We start from the raw sequence: 16,186 nt of genomic DNA, 5'->3' as shown, positions 1-16,186 counted from the left end.
CAGTGATGCAAGTCATACCCATAACGATACGTAGAAACACGAGGTCCTCTTTTAATGGCGAATTTTTTCATCGATCGCCCCATTTTTGCCTGGGTGCTGGCAATACTGTTGTGCCTGACAGGAACCCTGGCCATCTTATCTTTGCCCGTTGAACAATACCCCGACCTGGCACCTCCTAACGTGCGAATCACCGCAAACTATCCGGGCGCGTCCGCACAAACGCTGGAAAATACCGTCACTCAGGTTATCGAACAGAATATGACAGGTCTCGATAATCTGATGTACATGTCCTCGCAGAGCAGCGGAACAGGGCAAGCGTCTATCACGCTCAGCTTTATCGCCGGAACCGATCCGGATGAAGCTGTTCAGCAGGTACAAAACCAGCTGCAATCCGCGATGCGTAAATTGCCGCAGGCGGTGCAGGATCAAGGCGTCACCGTGCGAAAAACCGGGGATACCAACATCCTGACCATCGCGTTTGTGTCTACCGATGGCTCGATGGATAAGCAGGATATCGCCGACTATGTCGCCAGTAATATTCAGGATCCGCTGAGCCGCGTGAATGGCGTCGGGGACATTGATGCCTACGGTTCACAGTACTCAATGCGAATCTGGCTGGACCCCGCCAAACTGAACAGCGTTCAGATGACCGCCAAAGACGTGACCGACGCCATTGAGTCGCAGAATGCGCAAATCGCCGTCGGGCAACTTGGCGGTACGCCTTCGGTGGACAAACAGGCGCTGAACGCCACCATTAATGCGCAATCGCTGCTGCAAACGCCCGATCAATTCCGCGCCATTACGCTACGCGTCAATCAGGACGGTTCCGAAGTTAAACTGGCGGATGTTGCCACCGTCGAAATGGGGGCGGAAAAATACGATTACATCAGCCGCTTTAACGGCAATCCAGCCTCTGGTCTCGGGGTGAAACTGGCCTCTGGCGCCAATGAAATGGCCACCGCCAGTCTGGTGCTTCACCGTCTGGATGAGCTGGCACAGTACTTCCCGCATGGGCTGGAATACAAGGTGGCCTATGAAACCACCTCCTTCGTAAAAGCCTCTATTGAAGACGTGGTAAAAACGCTGCTGGAAGCTATCTTGCTGGTGTTCCTGGTCATGTACCTGTTCCTGCAAAACTTCCGTGCGACGCTGATCCCGACCATTGCGGTGCCCGTGGTATTGATGGGCACCTTTTCCGTCCTCTACGCGTTTGGTTACAGTGTCAATACGCTGACGATGTTCGCGATGGTGCTGGCGATCGGCCTGCTGGTCGATGACGCCATCGTGGTCGTGGAGAACGTCGAGCGAATAATGAGCGAGGAAGGGCTTTCTCCGCGCGAAGCAACACGCAAATCGATGGGGCAAATTCAGGGGGCGCTGGTCGGTATCGCGATGGTGCTTTCTGCGGTATTTGTGCCGATGGCCTTCTTCGGCGGAACAACCGGAGCAATTTACCGACAGTTCTCGATCACCATTGTGGCCGCGATGGTGCTCTCCGTGCTGGTGGCGATGATCCTGACCCCTGCCCTGTGCGCCACATTGTTAAAGCCGTTGCATAAAGGCGAACACCACGGGCAAAAAGGATTCTTCGGCTGGTTTAACCGAAGCTTTAACCGCAATGCTGAACGTTACGAAAAAGGGGTCGCGAGAATTCTGCATCGCAGTCTGCGCTGGATACTGATCTACGTGCTGCTGCTTGGCGGTATGGTGTTCCTGTTTTTGCGCTTGCCAACCTCATTTTTGCCGCTGGAAGATCGCGGCATGTTCACGACCTCAGTCCAGTTGCCCAGCGGTTCAACGCAGCAACAGACGCTGAAAGTGGTGGAGGAGGTCGAGAAATATTTCTTTACCCATGAGAAAGACAACATCATGTCCGTCTTCTCTACCGTCGGCTCAGGACCGGGCGGAAACGGGCAGAACGTGGCCCGCATGTTTGTCCGTTTAAAAGACTGGGACGAACGTGACGCCACAACCGGAACGTCGTTTGCCATTATCGAGCGTTCAACAAAAGCCTTTAGCAAGATTAAAGAAGCCCGGGTTTTCGCCAGCAGTCCCCCCGCGATCAGCGGCCTTGGCAGTTCCGCCGGGTTTGATATGGAGCTTCAGGATCACGCTGGCGCCGGTCATGACGCGCTGATGGCCGCCCGCGACCAACTGATTGAACTCGCCGGGAAAGACAGTCTGTTGACCCGTGTCCGCCACAATGGTCTGGACGACAGTCCGCAGTTGCAAATTGAAATTGACCAACGTAAAGCGCAGGCGCTTGGCGTCTCTATCGACGATATCAACGATACGTTGCAAACGGCCTGGGGGTCGAGCTACGTCAACGACTTTATGGACAGAGGTCGTGTGAAGAAAGTGTACGTACAGGCGGCGGCAAAATACCGCATGCTGCCAGGCGACATCAATCTCTGGTACGTGCGTAATAAAGAGGGCGGGATGGTGCCTTTCTCCGCCTTTGCAACCTCACACTGGGAGACCGGTTCACCGCGTCTGGAGCGCTACAACGGCTACTCTGCGGTAGAGATTGTGGGGGAAGCCGCCCCCGGTGTCAGCACCGGCACCGCGATGGATATTATGGAGTCGCTGGTACGCGAATTGCCGACGGGCTTTGGTCTGGAGTGGACCGCAATGTCATATCAGGAACGCCTCTCTGGCGCACAAGCGCCAGCGCTGTACGCCATCTCGCTACTGGTGGTATTCCTGTGTCTGGCGGCGTTGTATGAAAGCTGGTCGGTGCCGTTTTCGGTGATGCTGGTAGTGCCGCTGGGCGTTATCGGCGCCCTGCTCGCCACGTGGATGCGCGGTCTGGAAAACGACGTCTATTTCCAGGTGGGGTTACTCACGGTCATTGGTCTCTCGGCGAAAAACGCCATTCTGATTGTCGAGTTCGCCAACGAGATGAATGAGAAAGGGCACGATCTGCTGGAAGCCACTTTGCACGCCTGTCGTCAGCGCTTACGACCGATTCTGATGACCTCGCTGGCGTTTATCTTCGGGGTGTTGCCGATGGCGATCAGCAATGGCGCAGGTTCCGGCGGTCAGCACGCCGTGGGAACCGGCGTGATGGGCGGAATGATCTCCGCAACGATTCTGGCGATCTACTTCGTCCCCTTGTTCTTCGTGCTGGTACGTCGACGCTTTCCGCTAAAACCGCGACCAGAATAATCGCGCCATAAAAAAGGCGACCTGCCAACGGGTCGCCTTTTCTGTGTGAAACCTTCACACTATGATTATTTCACTGCTTATTTCTTCCTGAAAACTATTTACGAAGCATCACTTCGATAAAGTCTTTCCAGTTCCCCAGTTCACGTTCAATCATAACAACCTCTCTTATTATTATGGGTATTCTACAAAAACATTATCTTCAGGAGAAGATAATTTAACCGATTGGTGCAATTACATTCTCCGGAGAACAAGACTATGTCATCACTATGGTTCTATACTCATAAACTTTATGTGACCAACTGCAATATTTCGCAACAATCATACATCAACTACTACTTTCTCAATTTTGATGTAAAAACAGTCAATTGCAACAGGTCATAATCTGAATTATCACATCTGCGGAATATTCAAGAACATTCATGTATCATTATTCACAATACATTCAACAATGTTATATTTTACGATCATCATTACCTGAGAAATAACAGCAATGATGACTATTCCGCGTGGTCATGCACTGCGATAATATTGCTTAATTATTCGAAATTCGCGTAAAAGGATTCAAAAATGGTTACCGTCTTCGGCATCAAAAACTGTGACACCATCAAGAAAGCGCGGCGCTGGCTGGAGGCGCACGGCATCGACTACCGTTTCCACGATTACCGTGCAGACGGATTAGAGAGTGAATTATTGAATACCTTTATTGCTGAGTTAGGTTGGGAAGCGTTACTGAATACGCGCGGCACCACCTGGCGCAAACTTGATGAAGCGACGCGTAATAGCATTACCGATGCTAATGCCGCTGCCGCATTGATGACAGAAACGCCCGCAATAATAAAACGACCATTGCTCTGGACGCCCGGTAAGCCTATGCTGCTTGGCTTTAGCGAATCCAGTTATCAGCAGTTTTTTAATGAGGTGTAGTCTATGTCGTGCCCGGTCATTGAGCTGACACAGCAGCTTATTCGCCGCCCTTCCCTGAGCCCGGATGATGCGGGATGTCAGGCGTTAATGATTGAACGCCTGCGCGCTATCGGTTTTACCGTCGAGCGCATGGATTTTGGTGACACACAGAATTTCTGGGCATGGCGCGGACAAGGTGAAACCCTGGCCTTTGCCGGCCACACCGATGTGGTGCCCGTCGGGGATGTCGATCGGTGGATTAACCCGCCTTTCGAGCCAACGATCCGTGACGGTATGCTGTTCGGGCGCGGCGCGGCAGACATGAAAGGCTCACTGGCAGCGATGGTAGTGGCGGCAGAGCGCTTCGTGGCTCAGCATCCCCATCACCGTGGGCGTCTGGCGTTTCTGATCACCTCAGATGAAGAAGCCAGCGCGCAAAACGGTACCGTTAAAGTGGTTGAAGCGCTGATGGCGCGCCGCGAAAGGCTCGATTATTGTCTGGTGGGCGAACCTTCCAGCACTGAAATCGTCGGCGACGTGGTGAAAAACGGTCGTCGTGGCTCACTGACCTGTAATCTCACGATTCACGGCGTCCAGGGACATGTGGCTTACCCGCATCTGGCGGATAACCCCGTTCACCGCGCAGCGCCTATGCTGAACGAACTGGTGGGCATTGAGTGGGATCAGGGTAACGAATTCTTCCCTGCCACCAGCATGCAGATAGCCAACATCCAGGCGGGTACCGGCAGTAATAACGTGATCCCGGGCGAACTGTTTGTCCAGTTCAATTTCCGTTTTAGCACGGAACTGAACGACGAGATGATCAAGTCCCGCGTACAGGCGCTGCTCGACAAACATCAGTTGCGCTACACCGTCGATTGGTGGCTTTCCGGCCAGCCTTTCCTGACGGCGCGCGGTAAACTGGTGGATGCGGTGGTGAACGCCATTGCGCACTATAATGAGATCAAACCCCAACTGCTCACGACGGGTGGAACATCCGACGGGCGGTTTATTGCACGTATGGGAGCACAAGTGGTGGAACTTGGGCCGGTCAACGCCACCATTCATAAAATTAATGAATGTGTGAATGCGGCCGATCTGCAACTCCTTGCCCGTATGTATCAACGTATCATGGAGCAACTCGTCGCCTGATGAGTGTTCCCGAAAGAGGAAATAAGCATGGACTGGCTGGCACAATATTGGTGGGTTCTGATACTGGTATTTTTGGTAGGCGTACTGCTGAACGTGATCAAAGATCTCAAGCGCGTCGACCATAAAAAATTCCTCGCCAATAAGCCGGATCTTCCCCCACATCGTGACTTTAACGACAAGTGGGACGATGACGACGATTGGCCAAAGAAAGATCAACCGAAGAAGTAACCCGCAGGCCGGATAAAACGCGTAGCGTTGCCATCCGGCCCTCGCGCCTGATGGCGCTACGCTTTTCAGGCCTACAGGATCAGATCATCTCAATCACATCATCATCATGGGGCGTACCGCCGCTCAGCGCTTCATCGAAGTAATGCTTCGGTACGGTATAGCGCAGATGATCGAGTGCAAACTGCATACTGCGGTCATCAATGGCGTGACCTAAATCTTCCACGATATCCAGCGTGACATCGCCCCCCGCCCGCAACAATGCGGTCTGGGCCGCCACCGCATGCGATAACTCAATCACCCGATCCTCACCGCCGTGAATCAGATGCACGGTCGTCGCCGTTGTCGCGGTTTCCGGCAGACTGGCGTAGCGACCATTAAACGCAATCACTCTGGAGGCCAGCCCTGAATGCGCTTTCACGCTTTCGAGCGACATAATTGCGCCTTGCGAAAAGCCAATCAGCGCCGTGGCTTTCGCGCTCACCCCACTTTGCTGTTGCCAGTAGCGAATGGTATCAACGAAGACCGGCATGATAGCGTCTACCCGCGCCTGACGATTTTCTTCCGTCACGCCCTGCACGGAAAACCACTGGCGTCCCGGTGCCGGGCCACAGGGTTCTGCGCCCCCAATGCTGACAATCAGCGCCTCCGGGAACAGGGGAATAAACCAGCGCCCCAATTCCCCCATCGCAACCGGGTTGTCACCCACGCCATGAAACAGCAGCAACAACTGTTGTGCGGGTTGGGCAGGACGTTGAACAACAAAATGGTCATGTTTCATGGCAATCTCCTTAACTGATGGGTCGATTCTACGCCGCTTAATCACAATGACCATGCCAGGAAATTGAAGGAGTTAGTGAAAAAATTGCCATTGCAAAATACGATCGTGTAACCGCTGCGCGCGTCCGGCATCCAGCGTTGCCAGCGCCTGCGCTACTTCCGCTCTCTGCATGGCCAGCAGCGCTTTACGCCCTGACAGATCCAGTCTGGCGCACAATTGCGCTTCACTGTCTTTGTCCTGCAGACGTCCACGTAATGCAGGAAGCGGGAGACAGCAGGTCTCCAGCAGACGACTAAGACTTCCCACTGACGTCAGCAGCGGACGATGGGCAAAAGCAAAACCTGCCAGCGCCTGCCAGTCATCATCATTAAGCGTAGCCTCTTTCAGCGGGATAACCGGAACCGCTTCACCGTTCCAGTGAGACAACGCCATCGCATCTCGTCGCAGCCGGTGATGCTCACGCTCTGCCAGTTGTTTCCCCGCCTCGCTAACAGGCAAAATAGCCATCGCCGTAAAACACCCGCTACTCGCTTCCCGATGGTTCCCCATCCGGACGAGGATGAATCCACAGCGTTGCCAGAAGCGCCACAATGTTGCGGTGAAGCCAAAGCTGACGGAGAGATAATCCAGTCGAGACGCGTCGGCACTGGCCTGCGCGATCAACTGTTGACCAAGGCCTTCACGTTGCCGTGTGGGATGTACGGCAATGCGGCTCACGCGTCGCCCCGTCAGCGTTGCCGCCAGCGGGCAGCCCCCATGCGCCGCCAGTGATTGCGCAACCAGATTGCCTCGGGGTCGGCGGTAGCCCGCCCAGACCGCCTGACTCAGACTGGCGGATAATCCGCCTTCATCCACCAGCCAGACGGCGCCAGCCACACGGTCAGTCCCCGAGGCCTGAAGAAAATGCTGGCCGGGAGCATCCATCATGCGGCGCAAATCCAGTGGCGATGTACGATAGTGCGCGCCGGAGAGCAGTCGATATACCGCCAGCGGCAGTTCCGGATTTGTGCGCCAGACATCCTGTTCAAACGCCGAGATACGAATATTGCCCAGCGGGGTCTGCGCGAATGTTTCGTCATCAAAAACCAGTGCGTCGCTGACTGTTTTTTCCAACGGGCATCCTTGCGCCCAGCGGATCGGCTGGCGCAACTCAAAACGCTGCAGATGCGCAAAGTGAGCGCAAAACTTCAGTAAAAAGCCGCGGCCAGTGCCTTCGTAACCCTGAACGGTGGTGGTCAACAGCGTGCGGGGAAACCGCGCAACCAGGCGATGAAGCAGCGGAGCGGGCAGTGCGGCGGCTTCATCAACAATCAGCCAGTCTGCAGATTCAGCGCCCGCCAGCAACGCATCCGGTGCAATAAAACGAAATTTGTCACCCGCGAACTGCGCCAGCACGTCCGTTGCCGCTTTTGCCGGTGCCGTCACAATCGCCGTACCGCCGATTCGCCGGATCAACTGCCCTGCCAACGCCGATTTTCCCCGACCACGCGCGGCGGTGACAGTGGCCACGCCGGAAGGCATCTGCAACAACTGCTGCAAAATTTCGGCTTGTTCAGGCTGCGGCTCACCCGATGCGGGCTGCCAGTCGTCACGGGCTGGAAAGTGCGGCCACGAGAAGGGCTGATGTTGTTGCCAGTGCAACACCTGCTCATCGCGGGCGATGCATCGCTTAAAATGTTGTACAAAATGGGGGGTGGGAATCGGTTGTGGGCAGTCGCTCCAGCGTAGCGAATCTTCGTCAGGGTGATTTTCCCAAACGGCGTAGGCAGGCGTCAGTAATACCAGCCAGCTTCCCGCCTGGAGCGTACCGCTCAACGCGGCAAACGCGGCGGCGTCAAACCCCTGTCGCGCATCAAATACCGCATGACGAAACTCTCGCCCCAGTAATGTCTGCAGCGCCTGGGGCCGACAGTGCGGCTCAACGGGTGCTTCAGACGCGACCCACAGCCAGTCGCCCGCTAACGCGTCGCGAAGCATGAGCGCCTGTTCGCCGCACCAGCGTTCATCGCCACTGAGCACCAGCAGACGACGTATTCCCTCCTGCGCCATTTGCGCAGTTAAGGTACTCAGCACATTGTTTTCCGACATCCCTGCCCCGGTCGTTTAAAAGCCTTTGCCAAAGGTATTACATTGTGCAGGGTCGCCGCTATCAAATCCGCGTTTAAACCAGCTGTAACGCTGCTCAGATGTTCCGTGCGTAAAGCTGTCCGGGACAATCCGCCCCTGACCCTGCTGTTGCAGGCGATCGTCGCCAATCGCCTGAGCGGCATTCAGCGCTTCTTCCAGATCGCCCGATTCCAGCACGCCCTGATGTTTCATGCTGTTGCCCCAGACCCCGGCAAAACAATCCGCCTGTAGTTCCATACGCACGGAAAGCTGGTTTGCTTCTGTCTGCGACGCGTTCTGCTGCAACTGACGCACTTTCGGCTCAATGCCCAGCAGTTTTTGCACATGATGTCCCACTTCATGGGCAATCACATAGCCCTGAGCGAAATCGCCATCAGCGCCCAGTTTGTTCTTCATGTCATCATAGAACGAGAGATCGATGTAGACGGTACCGTCCGCCGGGCAGTAAAACGGCCCCATCACCGACTGGCCCGCGCCGCAGCCCGTACGGGTCGCGCCACGGTACATCACCAACTTCGGTTGCTGGTAGGTACGCCCCATCTTTTCAAACTGTTGCCCCCAGGTGTCTTCTGTTGTTGCCAGGATCACCGAGGTAAATTTTGCCGCTTCATCATCATTTGGGCTGATGGAACGTGTCGATTGTTGTTGCGAGACTGGTTCACCGGTCATTAACCCGCTTAAATCCACACCGTAATAACCCGCCACCAGCACCACAATCAGTAGAATGATGCCGCCTTTGCCACTCGGCAAACGAAAGCCAGGACCGCCCATGGAGGGGCCACCACCGGTGCTGTTGCGCCGGTCTTCCACATTGTCACTTTCACGACGCCCTTGCCAGCGCATAATCATACCTCATCAATATATTCGTTATAGTGATGATCGTAGGCGCTCAGGGAGAGGATTACCATAGGAAACAGCTACCAGAATCGGCTGTTCGGGATGAACCGGAGAGTTTTTAACCCTCCGGTTTCAGAGAAGATGTTAGTCTAACTTTACACCCAGGCGGTGTGCGACAGCTTCATAGGCTTCGATCAGGCCGCCAAGACTCTGACGGAAACGGTCTTTGTCCATTTTATCCAGCGTCTCTTTATCCCACAGACGGCTGCCGTCCGGAGAGAACTCATCACCCAGTACCACTTCGCCTTTGTACAGACCGAATTCCAGTTTGAAGTCGACCAGAATCAGACCCGCATCATCAAACAGCTTTTTCAGCACATCGTTGGCTTTGTAAGTTAACTCTTTCATCCGTGCCAGATTCTCTTTGCTCACCCAACCAAAGGTTTCGCAGTAAGAATCGTTGATCATCGGATCATGCATGGCGTCGTTTTTCAGGAACAGATCGAACAACGGCGGGTTCAGTTCAATGCCTTCCTCTACGCCTAAGCGTTTCACCAGAGAGCCTGCCGCGCGATTACGTACCACACACTCTACCGGCACCATATCCAGCTTTTTCACCAGACACTCGGTGTCGGAAAGCAGTCGCTCCATCTGGGTCGGGATACCCGCTTCTGCCAGTTTGGTCATAATGAAATGGTTGAATTTGTTGTTCACCATCCCTTTGCGATCAAATTGTTCAATGCGCGCGCCATCCCCTGCTGACGTATCATTGCGGAATTCGAGCACCAACAGGTCCGGGTTTTCCGTGCTGTATACGGTCTTCGCTTTACCACGATACAACTCAGCTTGCTTTTGCATCTTTAACACTCCTGGGTGTGAATTAACGATAAAAATTGCGTTTTTCTGCCGACGCACACGTTTGCGTATCATATCAGAAAAAAGGGCCGGATATCTCCAGCCCTGTTTTATTACTTACTGAATGCAGCCTGGAATACAGCAACCAGGGCATCGTTTTGCGATTGCGTCAGGGTATGCCCCTTCGGATCGATAAACTGCAAGCTGCTGCGGTTATCTAAATCACCGACCTGCAATTTATAATCGCCGGAAACCAGTCCCGGATCGCTTGCGCCCAGTTCCTGCCAGTCACTGTCAGAAAGCGGTTTGTAAGTCACGGCAAGACTGCCCTTCGAGCGCGTGCTGTCGGTCACTTTCATGCCCACTTTTTCAAGCGCTGCCGGCAGACGCTGCCAGACGACGTTAAACGGACCACGTACCACCAGCATTGGCAGACCGGTGTCGTCGGCCGCACTCTGTACGTCCATGGTCGCAGCAGAACGATTCTGCGCCGCATTCGCCGCGTCAGTGGCCGTCTTATCGAGGCCCGCAGAAATGACGTTCATCATCTCAGCGCTGTAACGCTGCAACGACGCCGCATCGGCAACCGGTTTACCCGCCTGTTCCAGGTTAACCAGTTTCACTGAGACAGCCTGCTGATAACCCTGCGGTTTAACAGAGATTTGATAGCGTCCGCGATACTGCTCGTCTTCGTCCAGACGGTTCCAGTCAACCCAACCGGTCGTCAGCGTCTGAGTGGCATCATCACGTTTCTCAATCGAGTAGTTTTTAGACTGAATCAGACTAACAACCTGTGGCCACAGCGTGTTGCCACGCCCGTTTTCCACCAGCAGGGTTGCGGTATCGCCAGTAAACTGGGTACGCGCACCGCTGACCAGCGCTAACGGCTGAGCTGGCGGACGAATGTCCAGCGCTTTGCCCACAGCACCGCTGCCGTTGGTCACCGGAATGTTGTAGTCGCCTGTTTGCACCGGCAGAATCATCCCTGCAGGGGCATGAAGTTCAGCAAGCGGTGCGGCATCCAGATAGGATTCATCACCGCTCACCTGGCGCTTGTAGCGCGAGTCAGAACTACAGGCAGCGAGCAGCATAACAAGCGAAACACCCGCAACCTTGGCCAGGCGCGACTTTTGTACTGAGTAAGCCATCAAATCTCCCTAAACTTTACAGCAAACCGGCATGCTTAAGCGCCGCTTTGACAATCTCACGACCATTATCCGTGATCGGCGTCATTGGCAGGCGCAGCGTATCGGTCGCTACAAGACCCAACTCCTTACATGCCCATTTCACCGGGATAGGATTGGGTTCGACAAATAGTTTGTTGTGTAACGGCATCAGGCGCTGGTTGATCACGCGCGCCTCGGCAAAACGCCCTTCTGCCGCCAGTTTGCACATTTCAGCCATATCGCGCGCCGCAACGTTAGTCGTTACAGAAATCACGCCATGACCACCGAGCTGCATAAAGTCCATCGCGGTCGCGTCATCACCGCTAAGCAGAGCGAACTCATCTGAAACCAGCTCTTTGATCTGGTGAACACGACTTAAGTTCCCTGTCGCCTCTTTAATTGCGACAATATTTTTCACCTTCGCCAGGCGACCAACGGTTTCCGGCAGCATATCGCAGCCAGTACGGGATGGCACATTATACAGAATTTGCGGCAGGTCAGTATGCTCAGCGATGGCTTTGAAATGCTGGAACAGCCCTTCCTGCGTCGGACGGTTGTAGTACGGCGTCACCGTCAGGCAACCGACAATTCCACTGTCGTTGAAACGCTGAGTCAGGCTAATGGCTTCCGCAGTCGCATTGGCGCCTGTTCCGGCGATCACCGGAATACGTCCATCAGCCAGCTCCACCGTCATCATCACCACGTCGGCATGCTCATCATGACTCAGCGTGGCGGACTCGCCGGTGGTGCCAACAGAAACAATCGCCGAAGTGCCGCTAGCGACATGATAATCAATCAGTTTTTTAAGGCTTGACCGGCAGACATTACCTTTTTCATCCATCGGTGTAACAAGCGCGACAATACTTCCCGTGAACATGGGCCATCCTCTGTGCAAACAAGTGCCTCAATGGTACGTTTGGTACGACAATAAAAGCAAGTGACCAGAGCCGTTCTGATTGTTGTATGCAGGTTTTTTTTATGCTTTCCTTATGATTACCTCACCTCTCAAAGGAAGAACAGGATTGACATCGTCATCGCAACATTATCTGGTCATCACTGCGCTGGGTGCCGATCGCCCGGGAATTGTGAACACTATCACCCGCCATGTCAGCAGCTGTGGCTGTAATATCGAAGACAGCCGACTGGCGATGCTGGGGGATGAGTTTACGTTTATTATGTTGTTATCGGGTTCCTGGAACGCCATCACCCTGATTGAATCGACCTTGCCGTTGAAAGGCGCAGAGCTGGATTTATTGATTGTGATGAAGCGCACGACCGCCCGTCCTCGCCCGGCCATGCCCGCCACGGTGTGGGTGCAGGTCGACGTGCCAGACTCTCCGCATTTGATTGAGCGTTTTACCGCCCTGTTCGACAACCACCAAATGAACATCGCCGAACTGGTTTCTCGCACTCAACCCGCTGAAAACGAAAAGGCTGCACAACTTTTTATTCAAATTACCGCACACAGCCCGGCATCGCAGGTTTCGGTAAATATTGAACACGCGTTTAAATCATTATGTACAGAACTCAATGCGCAAGGCAGTATAAACGTTGTCAATTATTCACATCATGATGAACAGGATGGAGTTAAGTAATGAACCCACTGAAAGCCGGTGATACCGCACCGAAATTTAGCTTGCCGGATCAAGACGGAGAACAAGTAAATTTAACCGACTTCCAGGGACAGCGAGTTTTGGTTTATTTCTACCCCAAAGCCATGACGCCCGGCTGTACCGTTCAAGCCTGTGGCTTACGCGATAACATGGACGAGTTAAAAAAAGCAGGTGTTGAAGTGCTGGGGGTAAGCACAGATAAACCTGAGAAGCTCTCCCGATTTGCTGAGAAGGAAGTCCTTAACTTCACGCTGCTGTCAGATGAAGATCATAAGGTTTGCGAACAATTCGGCATCTGGGGTGAAAAATCCTTTATGGGCAAAACCTACGATGGCATCCATCGCATCAGTTTTCTGGTCGATCCCGACGGGAAAATTGAACATGTGTTCGATGACTTTAAAACCAGCAATCACCACGATGTAGTGCTGAACTGGTTAAAAGAAAACGCGTAACTCCTCTTCCCGGCGCTGGCGGCAATCGTGTCGCCAGCGCCGTTTTTCTCTGCGCAATGCCCTCCAATGTGACTAATATCACAGTGTTATTTTCCCTGCCGACACTAATGCCGACACACGAAATCGCGGACGGTATTGACCATCACTTTTGTTCTGTATTCGCAACGAAAACCACGTAACCAATTGATTTCAATATAATTTAAAAGATGGCATCCTTTGTGCATAACAGGCGCAACGTTTTGTTTTGTCTCAAGGAGCCACATGAACCGCTTTGTGATAGCCGATCCTCAGTGGTGTATTGGATGCAATACCTGTCTTGCTGCATGTTCAGACGTACATAAAAAGCAAGGCTTGCAGCAACATCCACGACTTGCTCTGGTGCGAACCCCCACACACACCGCGCCTGTGCTTTGTCGTCACTGCGAAGACGCCCCCTGCAAGCAGGTGTGTCCTGTCAATGCGATCACGCGCCATGATGACGCCATTCAGCTCAATGAAAGCCTTTGCATTGGCTGTAAACTTTGCGGCCTTGTCTGCCCGTTTGGCGCGATTGTCCCTTCCGGCAGTCGTCCTGTTGACGTTCCCACGCAGTTTGCCCATCAGGCGGAAGGACAACTCAATGACGTGCCGGAAAGCGCGCCGGCGCTCAGCCCCTTCCTACGCTGGGATGCGGGGGTACAAGCCATCGCCGTTAAGTGCGACCTCTGCTATTTCCTCCCCGAAGGTCCGGCGTGCGTCGCCACCTGCGTCACTCAGGCGTTGCACCTGGTCACCGACGATGTCCTGCGCCAGCAGACCAGACTGAAACAACAACTGGCTGTCGACGCGATGCCGGACCTCGCATTGGATCCTCTTTCATTGACTCAGGAGCAACGTTGATGGATGCCCTGCAATTATTGATGTGGTCGCTGGCGCTCTATGTCGCCGGCGGCGTGATGTCATTGTTATTCTCAGGACGCGATCGGGCTGCCATTAATATCGCCGGTTTATCGGGGGTTTTAGGGGGACTTACCGGCATCGGCAGTGCGATTACGCAGCTGAAAACCGGCGCGACGCTCACCTGGGCTATTCAGACCCCCTTCTCATTTGCCGCGCTGACGGTTCGAATGGACAGCCTGTCCGCCTTTATGGTGCTGGTGATTTCACTGCTGGTCACCGTCTGTGCGCTCTACTCTTTGGCCTACATGCGCGAATATGTCGGCAAGGGCGCAGCCGCGATGGGGTTCTTTATGAATCTCTTTATCGCTTCGATGGTCGGCTTGCTGGTGATGGACAATGCCTTCTGGTTTATTGTACTGTTCGAAATCATGTCGCTGGCCTCATGGTTCCTGGTGATTGCCGAACAGGATGACGAGTCCGTCAGCGCTGGCATGCTCTACTTCTTCATTGCCCACGCCGGTTCAGTTCTGATCATGATCGCCTTCTTCCTGATGTGGCGACAAAGCGGCAGCCTCGACTTCGCCAGCTTCCGGGAATTGTCACTCTCGCCCGGTCTGGCTTCTGCCGTCTTCCTGCTGGCATTTTTTGGCTTTGGCGCAAAAGCGGGGATGTTGCCGCTGCACAGTTGGTTACCCCGCGCCCACCCTGCCGCACCGTCACATGCTTCAGCGCTGATGTCGGGTGTGATGGTGAAGATCGGCATTTTCGGCATTCTCAAAGTCGGTATCGATCTCCTCGCGCATAGCGGCATTCCGCTGTGGTGGGGCATCGTCGTGCTGGCGTTTGGTGCCGTGTCTGCCGTGCTCGGCGTACTTTATGCCCTGGCGGAGCATGACATTAAGCGCCTGCTGGCCTGGCACACCGTTGAGAACATTGGCATTATTTTGCTCGGGGTCGGGGTCGGCATGATTGGCCTGTCGATACACCAGCCAATCCTGGCGGCGGTCGGCCTGCTGGGTGCCCTCTTTCACCTGCTCAATCACGCCTTGTTTAAAGGTCTGCTGTTTCTTGGCGCCGGGGCCATTATCTGGCGTTTACACACCCGCGATATGGAAAAAATGGGCGCGCTGGCGAAACGGATGCCCTGGACCGCAGGCGCGTTCCTGATTGGCTGTCTGGCCATTTCGGCGATGCCGCCGCTGAACGGTTTTATCAGTGAGTGGTACACCTACCAGTCATTATTCGCCATGACCCGCTTTGACGATGTGGCATTGCGCCTGGCGGGTCCCATAGCCATCGTGATGCTCGCCATTACGGGGGCGCTGGCCGCCATGTGTTTCGTTAAAGTCTACGGAATCAGTTTCTGCGGCGCACCGCGCAGCGAAAAAGCGGAGCAGGCGCAGGAAGCGCCCTGGCAGATGGTGGTGGCGATGATCGTGCTCGCCGCGCTGTGCGTCTTTACCGGCATTGGCGCCAGCTGGGTCGCGCCGCAAATCATGCAGATTGTGCTCTCGTTCACGGCGGCCAGCACCGCGCCTGTGGCAGAGGGAATTTCGCTGATCCCGGGCGAAATGCATGAAACCCTGATGACCCCATCAACCGTTTTCCTGTTGCTGCTCGCCTTGCCTCTCCTGCCGGGTCTCTACTGGTGGGTCTATCGCTCCAGACGCGGCACGTTTCGCCGCGCCGGGGATGCCTGGGCCTGTGGCTACGGCTGGGAAAGTGCGATGGCGCCTTCTGCTGGCAGCTTCACTCAGCCGTTGCGGGTGATGTTCGCCACACTCTATCGGTTACGCAAACAGCTCGATCCGTCACCACCGCTCGCCAGTGGCTTACTCCACGCCACGACCGTTGCGCGGAACACGGAACCGTTCTGGGATGAGTACATCATCGCCCCCATCGTTCGTATGACACAGCGTCTGGCGCACAAAATACAGTATCTGCAAAGCGGCGACTTCCGCCTGTATTGCCTGTATGTCGTGGCAGCGCTGGTCATTCTGTTACTGATTATCGCCGTCTGAGGAAACG

Annotated in this window: 15 protein-coding genes; 8 read left to right on the top strand and 7 right to left on the bottom strand. The window is 54.5% G+C overall.

What is annotated here, in order from left to right:
- The first annotated feature begins 54 nt into the window (after nucleotides 1–54).
- Complete coding sequence (gene acrD, locus P2W74_RS06610) at nucleotides 55–3,168, top strand: multidrug efflux RND transporter permease AcrD (RefSeq protein ID WP_276294392.1); 3,114 nt, start codon at nucleotides 55–57, stop codon at nucleotides 3,166–3,168.
- Between the two features lie 94 nt (nucleotides 3,169–3,262).
- Here acrD and ypfM read toward each other — a convergent pair whose 3' ends face one another.
- Nucleotides 3,263–3,322, bottom strand: a complete 60-nt coding sequence (gene ypfM / locus P2W74_RS06605; RefSeq protein ID WP_001386977.1) for a protein YpfM — start codon at nucleotides 3,320–3,322, stop codon at nucleotides 3,263–3,265.
- 413 nt (nucleotides 3,323–3,735) lie between these two features.
- Between ypfM and P2W74_RS06600 the strand changes: the two genes are divergently transcribed.
- Genes P2W74_RS06600 through P2W74_RS06590 form a run of 3 tightly spaced genes read left to right on the top strand, consistent with a single transcriptional unit; the run spans nucleotide 3,736 to nucleotide 5,451 of the window.
- Nucleotides 3,736–4,092: an ArsC family reductase gene (locus P2W74_RS06600; protein WP_203360462.1), complete on the top strand. Its 357-nt coding sequence runs from the start codon at nucleotides 3,736–3,738 to the stop codon at nucleotides 4,090–4,092.
- Nucleotides 4,093–4,095: 3 nt separating this feature from the next.
- Nucleotides 4,096–5,223 carry a succinyl-diaminopimelate desuccinylase gene (gene dapE, locus P2W74_RS06595; protein WP_276294391.1) on the top strand — a complete coding sequence of 376 codons (1,128 nt, stop codon included), beginning with the start codon at nucleotides 4,096–4,098 and terminating at the stop codon, nucleotides 5,221–5,223.
- Nucleotides 5,224–5,250: 27 nt separating this feature from the next.
- Nucleotides 5,251–5,451, top strand: coding sequence for a YpfN family protein (locus tag P2W74_RS06590; protein ID WP_203360460.1), 201 nt, complete (start codon nucleotides 5,251–5,253; stop codon nucleotides 5,449–5,451).
- Between the two features lie 79 nt (nucleotides 5,452–5,530).
- Here P2W74_RS06590 and ypfH read toward each other — a convergent pair whose 3' ends face one another.
- The 6 genes from ypfH to dapA all read right to left on the bottom strand — a co-directional run bounded on the left by ypfH (nucleotide 5,531) and on the right by dapA (nucleotide 12,091).
- On the bottom strand, nucleotides 5,531–6,229 hold the full coding sequence (gene ypfH / locus P2W74_RS06585) for an esterase (RefSeq protein ID WP_276294390.1): 699 nt from the start codon (nucleotides 6,227–6,229) through the stop codon (nucleotides 5,531–5,533).
- Between the two features lie 72 nt (nucleotides 6,230–6,301).
- On the bottom strand, nucleotides 6,302–8,317 hold the full coding sequence (locus tag P2W74_RS06580; RefSeq protein ID WP_276294389.1) for a tRNA(Met) cytidine acetyltransferase TmcA: 2,016 nt from the start codon (nucleotides 8,315–8,317) through the stop codon (nucleotides 6,302–6,304).
- 15 nt (nucleotides 8,318–8,332) lie between these two features.
- On the bottom strand, nucleotides 8,333–9,199 hold the full coding sequence (ypfJ, locus tag P2W74_RS06575) for a KPN_02809 family neutral zinc metallopeptidase (RefSeq protein WP_276294388.1): 867 nt from the start codon (nucleotides 9,197–9,199) through the stop codon (nucleotides 8,333–8,335).
- A gap of 138 nt (nucleotides 9,200–9,337) precedes the next feature.
- The gene (purC, locus tag P2W74_RS06570) at nucleotides 9,338–10,051 is read right to left on the bottom strand and encodes a phosphoribosylaminoimidazolesuccinocarboxamide synthase (RefSeq protein WP_276294387.1); all 714 of its coding nucleotides are present in this window, start codon (nucleotides 10,049–10,051) and stop codon (nucleotides 9,338–9,340) included.
- Nucleotides 10,052–10,161: 110 nt separating this feature from the next.
- Nucleotides 10,162–11,196: an outer membrane protein assembly factor BamC gene (gene bamC / locus P2W74_RS06565; RefSeq protein WP_276294386.1), complete on the bottom strand. Its 1,035-nt coding sequence runs from the start codon at nucleotides 11,194–11,196 to the stop codon at nucleotides 10,162–10,164.
- 16 nt (nucleotides 11,197–11,212) lie between these two features.
- Complete coding sequence (gene dapA / locus P2W74_RS06560) at nucleotides 11,213–12,091, bottom strand: 4-hydroxy-tetrahydrodipicolinate synthase (protein WP_276294385.1); 879 nt, start codon at nucleotides 12,089–12,091, stop codon at nucleotides 11,213–11,215.
- Nucleotides 12,092–12,236: 145 nt separating this feature from the next.
- Between dapA and P2W74_RS06555 the strand changes: the two genes are divergently transcribed.
- From P2W74_RS06555 to hyfB, 4 genes are all read left to right on the top strand, one after another.
- Complete coding sequence (locus P2W74_RS06555; protein ID WP_276294384.1) at nucleotides 12,237–12,809, top strand: glycine cleavage system transcriptional repressor; 573 nt, start codon at nucleotides 12,237–12,239, stop codon at nucleotides 12,807–12,809.
- Entirely contained in the window at nucleotides 12,809–13,279 is a 471-nt protein-coding gene (bcp, locus tag P2W74_RS06550; RefSeq protein WP_192613031.1) for a thioredoxin-dependent thiol peroxidase, read from the top strand. The genes P2W74_RS06555 and bcp overlap by 1 nt, the downstream gene beginning before the upstream one ends.
- A 261-nt stretch (nucleotides 13,280–13,540) precedes the next feature.
- A complete protein-coding gene (locus P2W74_RS06545; RefSeq protein ID WP_203360453.1) occupies nucleotides 13,541–14,158 on the top strand; it encodes a 4Fe-4S dicluster domain-containing protein in 618 nt (205 codons plus the stop codon).
- Nucleotides 14,158–16,179, top strand: coding sequence for a hydrogenase 4 subunit B (gene hyfB / locus P2W74_RS06540; protein WP_276294383.1), 2,022 nt, complete (start codon nucleotides 14,158–14,160; stop codon nucleotides 16,177–16,179). Before P2W74_RS06545 ends, hyfB begins: the two co-directional genes overlap by 1 nt.
- Nucleotides 16,180–16,186 lie beyond the last annotated feature (7 nt).

Origin of the sequence: Citrobacter enshiensis (assembly GCF_029338175.1) — a bacterium.
GTDB classification, from domain to species: domain Bacteria; phylum Pseudomonadota; class Gammaproteobacteria; order Enterobacterales; family Enterobacteriaceae; genus Citrobacter_D; species Citrobacter_D enshiensis.
Note: the sequence above shows the minus strand (reverse complement) of the source record. Positions and strands in the feature narration are given on the sequence as shown.